This window comes from Pseudomonas juntendi (genome assembly GCF_021560075.1).
Taxonomy (GTDB): Bacteria; Pseudomonadota; Gammaproteobacteria; order Pseudomonadales; family Pseudomonadaceae; genus Aquipseudomonas; species Aquipseudomonas juntendi.
Window position 1 is genome coordinate 1857014 of record NZ_CP091088.1, and the last position, 12780, is coordinate 1869793.

General features: G+C 61.0%; 9 protein-coding genes and 3 pseudogenes. 9 read left to right on the plus strand and 3 right to left on the minus strand.

Annotated elements, in window-relative coordinates; all coding sequences use genetic code 11:
* Positions 1-53 precede the first annotated feature (53 nt).
* The 4 genes from L1P09_RS08630 to L1P09_RS08645 all read left to right on the plus strand — a co-directional run bounded on the left by L1P09_RS08630 (position 54) and on the right by L1P09_RS08645 (position 5227).
* A complete protein-coding gene (locus L1P09_RS08630; RefSeq protein WP_456239199.1) occupies positions 54-1583 on the plus strand; it encodes an ISCR element clade Ia family transposase in 1530 nt (509 codons plus the stop codon).
* Between the two features lie 409 nt (positions 1584-1992).
* Positions 1993-2772, plus strand: coding sequence for an APH(3')-VI family aminoglycoside O-phosphotransferase (locus L1P09_RS08635; RefSeq protein ID WP_000422634.1), 780 nt, complete (start codon positions 1993-1995; stop codon positions 2770-2772).
* A gap of 133 nt (positions 2773-2905) precedes the next feature.
* On the plus strand, positions 2906-3436 hold the full coding sequence (gene bla / locus L1P09_RS08640) for a class A beta-lactamase (RefSeq protein ID WP_203062701.1): 531 nt from the start codon (positions 2906-2908) through the stop codon (positions 3434-3436).
* A gap of 255 nt (positions 3437-3691) precedes the next feature.
* Positions 3692-5227 carry an ISCR element clade Ia family transposase gene (locus tag L1P09_RS08645; RefSeq protein WP_390483940.1) on the plus strand — a complete coding sequence of 512 codons (1536 nt, stop codon included), beginning with the start codon at positions 3692-3694 and terminating at the stop codon, positions 5225-5227.
* A 404-nt stretch (positions 5228-5631) separates the two neighbouring features.
* Here the strand turns inward: L1P09_RS08645 and L1P09_RS08650 are convergent, their stop codons facing one another.
* Complete coding sequence (locus tag L1P09_RS08650; protein WP_213882232.1) at positions 5632-6600, minus strand: IS5 family transposase; 969 nt, start codon at positions 6598-6600, stop codon at positions 5632-5634.
* A 302-nt stretch (positions 6601-6902) separates the two neighbouring features.
* On the opposite strand from L1P09_RS08650, the gene L1P09_RS08655 reads away from it, so the two are divergent.
* The gene (locus tag L1P09_RS08655; protein ID WP_000214125.1) at positions 6903-8117 is read left to right on the plus strand and encodes a chloramphenicol/florfenicol efflux MFS transporter FloR2; all 1215 of its coding nucleotides are present in this window, start codon (positions 6903-6905) and stop codon (positions 8115-8117) included.
* 93 nt (positions 8118-8210) lie between these two features.
* Positions 8211-8327: pseudogene (locus L1P09_RS08660) on the plus strand (DUF3363 domain-containing protein); the annotation flags it as partial.
* Here L1P09_RS08660 and tetR(G) read toward each other — a convergent pair.
* Entirely contained in the window at positions 8324-8950 is a 627-nt protein-coding gene (gene tetR(G), locus L1P09_RS08665) for a tetracycline resistance transcriptional repressor TetR(G) (protein ID WP_000163574.1), read from the minus strand. The pseudogene L1P09_RS08660 and the gene tetR(G) sit on opposite strands and share 4 nt — an antisense overlap.
* Positions 8951-9053: 103 nt before the next feature.
* Here tetR(G) and tet(G) point away from each other — a divergent pair, with 103 nt between their 5' ends.
* From tet(G) to L1P09_RS08680, 3 genes and pseudogenes are all read left to right on the plus strand, one after another.
* Positions 9054-10229: a tetracycline efflux MFS transporter Tet(G) gene (gene tet(G), locus L1P09_RS08670; RefSeq protein WP_001257840.1), complete on the plus strand. Its 1176-nt coding sequence runs from the start codon at positions 9054-9056 to the stop codon at positions 10227-10229.
* A 92-nt stretch (positions 10230-10321) separates the two neighbouring features.
* Positions 10322-11242 (plus strand): LysR family transcriptional regulator, encoded by a 921-nt coding sequence (locus L1P09_RS08675; protein ID WP_250159167.1) that lies wholly within the window; start codon positions 10322-10324, stop codon positions 11240-11242.
* Positions 11179-11364: pseudogene (locus tag L1P09_RS08680) on the plus strand (DUF3363 domain-containing protein); the annotation flags it as partial. The gene L1P09_RS08675 and the pseudogene L1P09_RS08680, both read left to right, overlap by 64 nt.
* 77 nt (positions 11365-11441) lie before the next feature.
* Here the strand turns inward: L1P09_RS08680 and L1P09_RS08685 are convergent.
* A pseudogene (locus L1P09_RS08685) lies at positions 11442-12773 on the minus strand (Mu transposase C-terminal domain-containing protein); the annotation flags it as partial.
* Positions 12774-12780 lie beyond the last annotated feature (7 nt).

Genomic DNA, 12780 nt, shown 5'->3' on the forward strand with positions numbered 1-12780 from the left:
ACGTGCGAACACAGGCGCAACACTGAGCAGCCGTCCCCGCACCGGAGCGCTGCGTGCCGCGCCTCGCCACATCCCGGCGGCAAGCCGCGGGATGCGCGCCACTGCCGTCCGCCCACACCGGTTCGCGGTACGCGCGCCACGCGCCCGAGCGCACGCTGCTGTACGCGTTGGTAGAGGCGCACTACCCGGACTTCATTGCACGGATCGAAGCGGAGGGCCGCTCGCTGCCCGGGTATGTCCGCGAGGCGTTCGATGCCTACCTGCGTTGCGGCGTGCTCGAGCACGGCTTCCTGCGGGTGGTGTGCGAGCACTGCCGTGCAGAGAGGCTGGTGGCCTTCTCCTGCAAGAAGCGCGGGTTCTGCCCGAGTTGCGGCGCGCGACGCATGGCCGAGAGTGCGCGGCACCTGGTCGAGGAGGTGTTCGGCCCGCGGCCTGTGCGGCAATGGGTGCTGAGCTTTCCGTACCCCTTGCGTTTCCTGTTCGCCAGCAAGCCGGAGGCCATCAGCCCGGTGCTGGGCATCGTGCATCGTGTGATCGCCGGCTGGTTAGCCGATCAAGTCGGCGTCGACCACGCCAGCGCGCAATGCGGCGCGGTGACCCTGATCCAGCGCTTCGGCAGCGCGCTGAACCTGAATGTTCACTTCCACATGCTGTGGCTCGACGGCGTGTACGAGGAAACCACCGGGCCAGCGCAGCGCAAGCCGCGCCTGCGCCGCGCCCGTGCCCCCACCTCGGCGCAACTGACGGAACTGGCCGGCACCATCGCGCATCGCGTGTGCCGGCACCTGTCGCGCCGCGGCTGGCTCGAAGGCGAAGACGAATCCGTGTTCCTGTCCGACAGCGCGGGTAGCGACGACGGCATGGATGGGCTGCGGATGAGTTCGATGACCTACCGCATCGCCACCGGTCGCGACGCTGGCCGCAAGGTCGTCACGCTGCAAACATTGCCCGGTGACGCAGGCTCGCTGGAGGGCGATGCCGGCAAGGTCGGCGGCTTCTCGCTGCATGCCGGCGTGGCCGCGGAAGCACACGAAAGCCACAAGCTCGAAAAGCTGTGCCGCTACATCACGCGCCCGGCGATCAGCGAGCAGCGGCTGTCGATCTCACCGCAGGGTAGGGTGCGGTATCAGCTCAAGACGCCGTGGCGAAATGGGACCACGCATGTCGAATGGGATGCGGTGGACTTCATCGCCAAGCTGGCGGCACTGGTCCCGCCACCTCGCGCGCATCTCACCCGCTTCCACGGCGTATTCGCCCCGAATGCAAACCTGCGTGCGCAGCTGACGCCCTCGGGGCGCGGCAAGCGGCCTGCGGGCGATGCGGCGCCAGTGGACGTCAGCGCCCACGACGAGCCGCGCAGCCCCGAGCAGAAGCGCCGTGCGATGAGCTGGGCGCAACGGCTCAAGCGGGTCTTTTCCATCGACGTCACCACCTGCGCCCACTGCGGCGGCACCGTGCGGATCGTCGCCAGCATCGAGGAACCTGCCGCCATCCGCGCCATCCTTGGCCACTTCGTGAAGCAGGGCGCGCTGGAGCAAGCGCACTACCGGCCCGCAGCGCGCGCGCCGCCGCCGGCCGCGTGACGAGGTGCCGGCCACACAGCCGGCAGCCAAGCCAGAGTCCGATCCGATGCGGCCACGATCCGCAGGGCGGCGCTCGGCCCGCTGTCGGGAATCAGCGAAGCATGGCTGCTGACAACGCCGCTGCGTGGCCCCGCGATGCCGAAATCCCACTCACAGACGTCCGATCCGTGCCCAAAACGGGGCTTGCGCGACCACCGCCTACCCAGCAGACTGCCCGAAAAGGGCGTTTGAACTTCCTATACGCTAGAGAAATTTGCTCAGCTTGTTGATTATCATAAGACTTTTCAAACTGTCGCACCTCATGTTTGAATTCGCCCCATATTTTTGCTACAGTGAACCTAATTAAGATCATCTATTTACTAGGCCTCGCATTTGCGGGGTTTTTAATGCTGAATAAAAGGAAAACTTGATGGAATTGCCCAATATTATTCAACAATTTATTGGAAACAGCGTTTTAGAGCCAAATAAAATTGGTCAGTCGCCATCGGATGTTTATTCTTTTAATCGAAATAATGAAACTTTTTTTCTTAAGCGCTCTAGCACTTTATATACAGAGACCACATACAGTGTCTCTCGTGAAGCGAAAATGTTGAGTTGGCTCTCTGAAAAATTAAAGGTGCCTGAACTCATCATGACTTTTCAGGATGAGCAGTTTGAATTCATGATCACTAAAGCGATCAATGCAAAACCAATTTCAGCGCTTTTTTTAACAGACCAAGAATTGCTTGCTATCTATAAGGAGGCACTCAATCTGTTAAATGCAGTTGCTATTATTGATTGTCCATTTATTTCAAACATTGATTATCGGTTAAAAGAGTCAAAATTTTTTATTGATAACCACCTCCTTGACGAGATAGATCAAGATGATTTTGAGGCTGAATTATGGGGAGACCATAAAACTTACATAAGTCTATGGAATGAGTTAAATGAGACTCGTGTTGAAGAAAGATTGGTTTTTTCTCATGGCGATATCACGGATAGTAATATTTTTATAGATAAATTCAATGAAATTTATTTTTTAGATCTTGGCCGTGCTGGGTTAGCAGATGAATTTGTAGATATATCCTTTGTTGAACGTTGCCTAAGAGAGGATGCATCGAAGGAAACTGCGAAAATATTTTTAAAGCATTTAAAAAATGATAGACCTGACAAAAGGAATTATTTTTTAAAACTTGATGAATTGAATTGATTCCAAGCAATATCTAAAAATACTTAACTGTCTTTTTAAGTTGCTAAGTTTTAAATAAATAAGTGAAAAAAGTTAGTGAAGCTACTGATTTAAAGCTTTATATCCGGTCACCGAACAGCAGGCGGGCCGCGGGATGAGCATTGCCGATCTCTGCCATGCCACGATCACCATGAGCGACAATACCGCCGCCAATCTTCTGCTCGACACGGTCGGCGGGCCTGCCGGTCTGACCGCTTTCCTGCGCGATATCGGCGATGCGACGACGCGGCTCGACCGCACCGAACCGGCGCTGAACGAGGCCCTGCCCGAGGATATGCGCGACACGACGACGCCGGCGGCGATGGCCGACACGCTGGAGCTTCTGCTGTTTTCCGAACTCCTCTCGCCCGAGGCGCGGGCGCAGCTTGAAAGCTGGATGCGGCAGGATGCCGTCGCCGACGACCTGCTGCGCGCGAGCCTGCCCGAGGGCTGGATGATCGGCGACAAGACCGGCGCGGGCGGCAACGGTTCGCGCTCGATCATCGCCGTCCTTCGGGGACCGGCGGGCGAGCCTTGGCTGGCGACCGTCTACATGACGCAAACCGGCGGGGATATGGACAAGCGCAACGCGGCCATTGCCCGCATCGGCGCGGCCATGATCGGCGAAATCCAAGCAAGGCGCTAAACCGGACCGGCGCCCGTCGCGAAAGCCGCGCGGCGGGCGCACGACGGGCCCCTTTGCCGCCGGATGGCCCGAGCCGGGGCACTCTGCTGAGGGCTGCTGGCGCGAGAGCGGGGGTTTTTAGAGGTGCCCTCAGGTAGGTGATTTGCTACGCTGCGCCGCGCCGATGTCTTACCCATGCGCGGGAGAAATGCCGATGGGCGGCGATGAGGCCGCGCGGAACACTGTGCAGCCGTCGATGCGCAGGATCGTTCCGTGCTGTGCCTCACCGCACCGGAGGGACGCGCCGCGCCGCGTGTCGCCCGTGCCGCAAACACCGCGCTGGCGGCCGCGCCGAGCTACGCACGCCATGTTCCCGAGCGCACGCTGCTGTACGCGCTGGTCGAGGCGCACTACCCGGACTTCATCGCAAGTCTTGAGGCGCAAGACCGCTCGCTGCCCGAGTATGTGCGCGAGGAGTTCGAGACCTACCTGCGCTGCGGCGTGCTCGAGCACGGTTTCCTGCGCGTGGTGTGCGAGCAGTGCCGGGCCGAGAGGCTGGTGGCCTTCTCCTGCAAGAAGCGCGGCTTCTGCCCCAGCTGCGGGGCGCGGCGCATGGCCGAGAGCGCGCGGCACCTGGTGGAGGAGGTGTTTGGCCCGCGGCCGGTGCGGCAATGGGTGCTGAGTTTTCCGTACCCGCTGCGCTTCCTGTTCGCCAGCAAGCCGGAAGCCATTGGCCCGGTGCTGGGCATCGTGCAGCGCGTGATCGCCGGCTGGTTAGCCGATCAAGTCGGCGTCGACCACGCCAGCGCGCAATGCGGCGCGGTGACCCTGATCCAGCGCTTCGGCAGCGCGCTGAACCTGAATGTTCACTTCCACATGCTGTGGCTCGACGGCGTGTACGAGGAAACCACCGGGCCAGCGCAGCGCAAGCCGCGCCTGCGCCGCGCCCGTGCCCCCACCTCGGCGCAACTGACGGAACTGGCCGGCACCATCGCGCATCGCGTGTGCCGGCACCTGTCGCGCCGCGGCTGGCTCGAAGGCGAAGACGAATCCGTGTTCCTGTCCGACAGCGCGGGTAGCGACGACGGCATGGATGGGCTGCGGATGAGTTCGATGACCTACCGCATCGCCACCGGTCGCGACGCTGGCCGCAAGGTCGTCACGCTGCAAACATTGCCCGGTGACGCAGGCTCGCTGGAGGGCGATGCCGGCAAGGTCGGCGGCTTCTCGCTGCATGCCGGCGTGGCCGCGGAAGCACACGAAAGCCACAAGCTCGAAAAGCTGTGCCGCTACATCACGCGCCCGGCGATCAGCGAGCAGCGGCTGTCGATCTCACCGCAGGGTAGGGTGCGGTATCAGCTCAAGACGCCGTGGCGAAATGGGACCACGCATGTCGAATGGGATGCGGTGGACTTCATCGCCAAGCTGGCGGCGCTGGTCCCGCCACCTCGCGCGCATCTCACCCGCTTCCACGGCGTATTCGCCCCGAATGCAAACCTGCGTGCGCAGCTGACGCCCTCGGGGCGCGGCAAGCGGCCTGCGGGCGATGCGGCGCCAGTGGACGTCAGCGCCCACGACGCGCCGCGCAGCCCCGAGGAGAAGCGCCGTGCGATGAGCTGGGCGCAACGGCTCAAGCGGGTCTTTTCCATCGACGTCACCGCCTGCGTCCACTGCGGTGGCACCGTGCGGATCGTCGCCAGCATCGAGGAACCCACCGCCATCCGCGCCATCCTCGCCCACTTCGAGAAGCACGGCGCGCGGGAAGAAGCGCACTACAGGCCCGCAGCGCGCGCGCCGCCGCCGGCCGCGTGACGAGGTGCCGGCCACACAGCCGGCAGCCAAGCCAGAGTCCGATCCGATGCGGCCACGACCCGGCAGGGCTGCGCTCGGCCCTGTGCCGGGATTCGGTGAGAAATGGCTACGCACTGAGCCGCTGCGTGGCCCCGCGATGTCGAAAACCCACGCATGAACCCCCGATCTGTGCCCGATCTGTGCCCAAAGCGGCGCTTGCGCGGCCGCTTCCTACCCGCCAGACTCGCCAAAAAGGGCGGTTGAACTTCCTATACCCGGTTCGGTGTCGTGGCAGTTAGGGAAGGTCTGATCAAAGCGCTCTGATACTTGGATTTCAGCGTCAAGGCGCCAAGTCGACCTCGATATGATCGATTTTGCGCCGTTTCTGACGCTTTTCGACGGGTTTCCCCGTCCAACAGACGGATTTACCCCGTCGGCAGCAACAGACGTCGCCGCGCCATCCACAGATTCGACAGCGCGAACAGCGTCAACACCTGCGCCGTGTTCTTCGCCAACCCGCGATAGCGCACCTTGGTGTAACCGAACTGCCGCTTCACCACTCGGAACGGATGCTCCACCTTCGCCCGCAGGCTGGCCTTGAAGTGCTCCCAGCGTTCGGCGTATTTGCGATCACGCTTGTTCTTCATCGCACGAAGCTTCGACGGCTTCTCCGCGATCCAGAACGCAGCCTCCACGCCTTGCAGCTCCTCGCGCTTGTCCGCGCCGGTGTAGCCGCTGTCGCCGCAGATCGTATCTTCCTTGCCGTGTAGCAGCTTGTGCACCTGTGTCACGTCATTGACGTTCGCCGCCGTGCACTCCACGTGGTGCACCAGGCCCGACTCCTCGTCCACGCCAATGTGCGCCTTCATCCCGAAGTGCCACTGGTTGCCCTTCTTCGTCTGGTGCATCTCCGGGTCGCGCTTGCCGTCCCTGTTCTTGGTAGAGCTCGGTGCCGCAATGATCGTCGCATCGACGATCGTGCCTGCCTTCAAGCTCTGGCCCTTGCGCGCCAGGTGCGCGTTCACGCGCTCCAGGAGCTGCGGCGCCAGATCATGCGTCTCCAGCAGCCGGCGGAAGTTGAGGATCGTGGTTTCGTCCGGGATGTTGTCCAGCCCGCCCAGGCGGGCAAAGCGGCGCATCACCGGCATCTCGTACAGCGCCTCTTCCATGCCCGGGTCGCTCAGCGCGTACCAATGCTGCAGAAAGTGGATGCGCAGCATCGTCGCCAGCGGGTACGGTTGCCGGCCACGCTGGCCCATCTTCGGGTAGTGCGGTGCGATCAGCGCCAGCAATGCGTTCCACGGCACCACCTGCTCCATCTCCGCCAGGAAGATCTCGCGTCGCGTCTTCTTCCGCTTGCCCGTGTGTTCCGCGTCCCCAAAGCTCAGCTGCATCGTCGTCATCCGTCGAACCTTGCGCTATTGTCGCCGAGGAATTGTTCAGAGCATCCTTAGGGCGGCAGCGGGGGTTGGGGCTATAGGAGCCAACGATACCGCATTGCAACGCAACAACTAATTCGATAAGATCTGCTATTCAATTTCGTAATCGTGGAGCCATCAGCATGGGAAATTCCAAGTCAGCAGACAAGTAAGCCGCAACATCAGAATTGTTGTTGCGGCGCTCTGTAAGACCAATCCCATCTGATTGCTGACGAGCAGACGCTGCCCGGTATCCTTAATCGAGCGGTTGATTCGTCATGACCACCACACGCCCCGCGTGGGCCTATACGCTGCCGGCAGCCTTGCTGCTTATGGCTCCCTTCGACATCCTCGCCTCGCTGGCGATGGATATTTATCTTCCAGTCGTTCCGGCGATGCCGGGCGTCCTGAACACGACTCCATCCATAATCCAACTCACGTTGAGCCTCTACATGGTGATGCTCGGTGTGGGCCAAGTGATCTTTGGGCCACTCTCCGATCGCGTCGGGCGACGGCCGATCCTGCTTGTAGGCGCAACGGCTTTCGTTGCTGCGTCTCTGGGAGCGGCTTGTTCTTCAACTGCATTAGCCTTTGTTGCGTTTCGTCTGGTTCAGGCTGTTGGAGCATCGGCCATGCTGGTGGCCACCTTCGCGACCGTGCGCGACGTATATGCCAATCGTCCCGAAGGTGCCGTCATCTACGGCCTTTTCAGTTCGATGCTGGCGTTCGTGCCTGCGCTCGGCCCTATAGCCGGTGCGCTGATCGGCGAGTTTTGGGGATGGCAGGCGATCTTCATCACACTGGCTGCACTGGCTTCGCTCGCACTCTTAAACGCCAGTTTCAGGTGGCATGAAACCCGACCGTTGGATCAGGCCAGAACGCAACGATCTGTTTTGCCGATCTTCGCGAGTCCGGCCTTTTGGGTTTACACGGTCGGATTTAGTGCCGGCATGGGCACATTCTTCGTTTTCTTCTCGACAGCCCCCCGTGTTCTCATAGGCCAAGCCGGCTATTCCGAGATCGGATTTAGCTTGGCCTTCGCGACTGTCGCGCTGGTCATGGTCACGACAACCCGCTTCGCAAAGTCCTTCGTTGCCAAATGGGGTATCGCGGGATGCGTAGCGCGCGGGATGGCGTTGCTCGTTTCCGGCGCGATCCTGTTGGGGATCGGCCAACTTTTCGGATCGCCGTCATTTTTCAGCTTCATCCTGCCGATGTGGGTTGTCGCGGTCGGCATTGTCTTCACGGTGTCCGTTACCGCCAACGGCGCACTTGCGCAGTTCGACGACATCGCTGGATCAGCGGTTGCGTTCTACTTCTGCATCCAAAGCCTGATAGTCAGTATCGTCGGGACATTGGCGGTGACGCTGTTAAACGGCGATACAGCGTGGCCCGTGATTTGTTACGCCACGGCAATGGCAGTGCTGGTGTCGTTGGGGCTGGCGCTCCTTCGATCCCGTGATGCTGCCACCGAGAAGTCGCCAGTCGTCTAGCCGACGACTGGAAGCAAGCCCGCTCCGATGCGGCGCAATAATCTTCGAAACCTCGTGAATGGCGGTATCCTGTCTGGCAAGATACCGCTCATTTCCCTTGTCCCGTGGCGGCCGGTCATCGACCGCCAGCTCGGCCGTGAGGTCATGGGCATCGTGCAAAGCGGATCGGTGTCGTGGCAGTTGGGGCGGCAAAGGGGCATAAGCCTCTAATCTGTTGTAGATGAACGCAGCCGCTCGAAACCAGCGATGAGGCTGTCGAGTCCGAAGTTGAACGCAGCATCCATGCCGTCTGTTTCCAACTCGTGAAACAGATCGTGCAGGAAGGACGACGGTGCTTGCTCGGACACATCTGGCCTGTCCGGAACTCTCTCATCGGCATCAGATGCCTGCTGCTCGAGAACGGAACCGACCACATAGTGACTGACCGCCCGGAGCGCCCAAACGGCGCGCTTCGGACAAAAGCCCTCCGCGCAGAGAAAGCGTATTTGCGTCTCGGCGGTGCCAAAATTCGGTTCTGTCGGTCGAGTGCCGGCATGGATACGCGCGCCGTCCCGATAAGAGAGCAACGCCGTTCTGAAGCTCAGGGCATTCTCTTTCAGGAACACCCGCCAGTCCTCATTCTCTTCGGGTAGCGAGCGGGTATGGCGTTCCGCCAGCATCGCCTCGGCGAGCGCATCAAGCAGCGCTCGCTTGTTCTGGAAATGCCAGTAAAGCGCAGGCTGCTGAACCTTGAGGCGTTCAGCGAGCTTCCGCGTCGTCAGGCTGTCCATGCCAACCTCGTTCAACAGCTCTAGCGCCGCCGCGATCACGGTGCCCTTGTCCAGTTTGGTCATTCACGTTCCTTCGCCAGTGCTTGACAATTTATCACCGATAAGTTATATGTCCATCTCCTTATCGTTGATAAAGTCGCTCCATTGAGCGGCGCTGGAGTTTCAGGTGCGCAGCTCTGCCATCATTGCCCTGCTGATCGTGGGTCTTGACGCCATGGGTCTCGGCCTCATCATGCCCGTCCTTCCGACGCTTCTGCGTGAGCTTGTGCCAGCAGAGCAGGTCGCTGGACACTATGGTGCCTTGCTGTCGCTCTATGCATTGATGCAGGTCGTCTTCGCGCCCATGCTTGGACAGCTTTCGGATTCTTACGGTCGGCGTCCGGTACTTCTGGCTTCTCTTGCAGGAGCCGCAGTCGATTACACGATTATGGCATCAGCGCCGGTCTTATGGGTGCTCTATATCGGCCGACTCGTGTCCGGCGTCACGGGCGCAACCGGAGCTGTAGCAGCCTCAACCATTGCCGATTCGACGGGGGAAGGTTCTCGCGCACGCTGGTTCGGCTACATGGGGGCCTGTTATGGGGCGGGCATGATTGCCGGGCCAGCACTTGGTGGCATGCTCGGTGGTATCTCTGCTCATGCCCCGTTTATCGCCGCCGCCCTTCTCAACGGGTTCGCGTTCCTGCTTGCCTGCATTTTCCTCAAGGAGACTCATCACAGCCATGGCGGGACCGGAAAGCCGGTTCGCATCAAACCATTCGTTCTGTTACGGCTGGATGATGCATTGCGCGGGCTAGGTGCGCTTTTCGCAGTTTTCTTCATTATTCAACTGATCGGCCAAGTGCCTGCAGCCCTATGGGTCATATATGGCGAGGACCGTTTTCAGTGGAACACCGCGACCGTTGGTTTGTCGCTCGCGGCGTTTGGGGCAACACATGCGATCTTCCAAGCGTTTGTTACCGGCCCGCTTTCAAGCCGGCTTGGAGAGCGGCGCACGCTGCTGTTTGGCATGGCTGCGGATGCGACTGGCTTCGTTCTTCTGGCTTTTGCCACGCAGGGATGGATGGTGTTCCCGATTCTGTTGCTGCTTGCCGCCGGGGGTGTTGGCATGCCGGCCTTGCAGGCAATGCTCTCAAACAATGTCAGCAGTAACAAGCAAGGGGCTTTGCAAGGAACGCTAACGAGCCTCACCAATCTAAGCTCTATCGCAGGACCGCTTGGCTTCACAGCACTCTATTCTGCCACCGCCGGGGCATGGAACGGTTGGGTTTGGATTGTCGGCGCGATCCTCTATTTAATATGTCTGCCAATACTACGCAGACCATTCGCAACTTCATTGTGATTTAGTCATGGCGATTTGGCATGCGTAGACTTAGGAGAAATGACGGATTAAATCTGTTGAGCAATCATCTCCTTTCGGGGCGAGTGCCAATGATGACCTTAGTTCACACTCTCGCTGTCGCCGAATATCTCAACTTCCGTCACGCCGCCAACGCGCTCGGCGTTGCACAGTCCAGCGTCAGCGCCCGCGTGAAGGCACTGGAAGAAGACCTCGGCATCCTCTTGTTCGAGCGTCATGCGCGCGGCGTTCGGCTGACCGAGGCCGGACGCCATTTCGTCGAGCGGATAGCCGTAGGTATTGACCAACTCGACCATGCGGTGAAAACCGCCGGCATGGCGGCAGCCGGAGAAAGCGGCCGGCTTCGTATCGGTATCCATGCCCTGATTCCGCATAGCTTCCTCGCAAAGCTGATCGGCCAATACCGCAAGGATTACCCCGATGTTGAAGTCGAGATCGCCGAAGGCCCGGCCCGTGAAGCGGTGGTGCAGCTTCGCGCCGGCAGGTTGGACGTGGCGTTCGTCGCGGGCACGCCCCAACCACCCGACTGCCATTCCCGTCGCACATGGACCGAACCGCTCTTGGCGGTGCTACCGGAACGGCATCCGCTCGCCAAGCGGTCAGCCGTCACATGGCCCGATTTGGCAGGCGAGACGTTCCTTGTCCGGCATGGCGGCACTGGACCGCAGGTTCATAGCCATGTCGTGCTACGCCATGCCGAGCGCTGGCCTGCGCCGTCGATCCTGCGCTTCGACGTGGGGCGTGGCACCCTTTTGTCTTTGGTCGGACAGGGCTTTGGCATCACCATCGTCGGCGCGGCCACGGCGCTGTTGCCGACAAACGGCATTGTCTTTTTGCCCTTCACCGACGAGCCGGAGCCGGTCGCCTTCTCGGCTGTCTGGTCGCCGTCCAATCGCAGCGCGGCGCTTCGCAACCTGCTCAGCCTCGCCAACGACATGGGCCGGAAGGTCTGCACGGACTACCGTTCGATACTACCACGGATAGCGAAGGCGTGAGCGACAAGTCCACCGGCACCGTACAATTATCCAGCAGCCAGTTCGCTGTGGTTGAAAAGAGCCATAAATGCACCCTTGTCCCGTGGCGGCCGGTCATCAACCGCCAGCTCAGCAGCGAGGTCTGCGCGGGCAGATAGGACCGGCGCACCGACACGTTGGGAAGGGTAATCTGCTCGCAGCGCAGCTCGCAATAGGTCCCCTCGATTGGGTGGAGGAAGTAGATGCGTGAGGCGTCGTAGGGGTTTCGGCGGACGACGAACTTGCGTTGCTCTCCAGCGTCCAGGAACGGCCGCAACACCTCGTCCCAGTATTCGATATTGTCCCAGCGCATGCCGTAGCGCTCGATCGTCCGGTCTTCGATGTCGGCGAAGTCGAGATAGAGCTTCTGCTTGTCAGCGATGATCGGCGGGAGGCCGGCGCCTGCACGCTTCTCGGTGCCATAGATGCCGCGCTCCCAGGCCAGATCCGGGCGCTGCTTGGTCGTGCTGTGCGGCCGGACGTGATACTGGCCGCAGATGAACTCGAGCATCCAGACCTCTAGCTCATCGAGGGTCATCTCGGCCGCCTCGTTCGGATTGCGGGTCTTGACCTTGTCGAAGCCGCGATCACGGGCGGTTGCTGCGGGGAGCAGCCGCATCTGGTCCATCGCCGTGCCCATGAAGCGTTCAATGATGCCGCCGAAATGGACCAGCCCTGGCGGGCGATGCTCGGGCGGCGCGATGCCGTATTCCCTGCACCCATAGAACAGGGCGCGTGACCAAAACTCAGCTGCGTTGTCGAGATAGACGCTATTGGGCGTGCCATACATCGGCCATGGGAGTGGAACGCCGACGCGCTCCAGCCACTCATCCTTGGGCGTCATCACCCGCGTCATGCACTGAGCGACGGTCGAGGCGTTTGGATATTCCCAGGTCAGCACGAACGCGAGGACGGCTCGGGTGCATTCGTCGAGCGCGATAGTGATCCAGGGACGGCCGACATGCTCACGGTCGAAAGCGCTCGCGCAGACCACGTCGACGAGCGTGTGGTCGATCTGGATACGCTCAAGTGGAAACGTCGTTTCGGGCGTCTTGCCTCGGATATGCTCGTATCGCTCACGAGCCACCTTCTTTCCGTACTTCAGGCCGACGCGCTCACGCGCCGGAACGCCGGCGAAGCGGCTTCGCAACGTGTTGTGCGAGGGCGGTATCAAGCCCCGCCGCACGCAGCGGTTTCGAATCTCGGCGAATGCGTGATGGTTCTTGGCCTCCTTGCGATGACGGCTGAACTCCAGCCGCACCTCGGTGATGACTTCCTCGACGCGGAGGTCGAGCCGCAGCCGCCCCCGCCCGCCGCTCCGCCCGCGCGGCAACAGGCAGGTCAGCGCGCCGGTATTTCGGAGGCTTTTGCGGTAGCGGTTAAATTGCCGCTTGCTGGCTCCGAACTCGGCGGCGGCAGCCTCCACGGTCGCGCTGTCGAAACGACCGCCGGCTTCCAGGCGCGCGATGATGTCGCGCCGGCGCTCGGCTTCGGCGACCTGCGCCTCATCCATCGTCGAA

Bases quoted from the DNA above. Each gene is read 5' to 3' on its own strand.
- L1P09_RS08635 (WP_000422634.1), top strand. From the start codon at position 1,993: ATGGAATTGCCCAATATTATTCAACAATTTATTGGAAACAGCGTTTTA.
- bla (WP_203062701.1), top strand. From the start codon at position 2,906: ATGAGCATTGCCGATCTCTGCCATGCCACGATCACCATGAGCGACAAT.
- L1P09_RS08650 (WP_213882232.1), bottom strand. From the start codon at position 6,600: ATGCAGCTGAGCTTTGGGGACGCGGAACACACGGGCAAGCGGAAGAAG.
- L1P09_RS08655 (WP_000214125.1), top strand. From the start codon at position 6,903: ATGACCACCACACGCCCCGCGTGGGCCTATACGCTGCCGGCAGCCTTG.
- L1P09_RS08675 (WP_250159167.1), top strand. From the start codon at position 10,322: ATGACCTTAGTTCACACTCTCGCTGTCGCCGAATATCTCAACTTCCGT.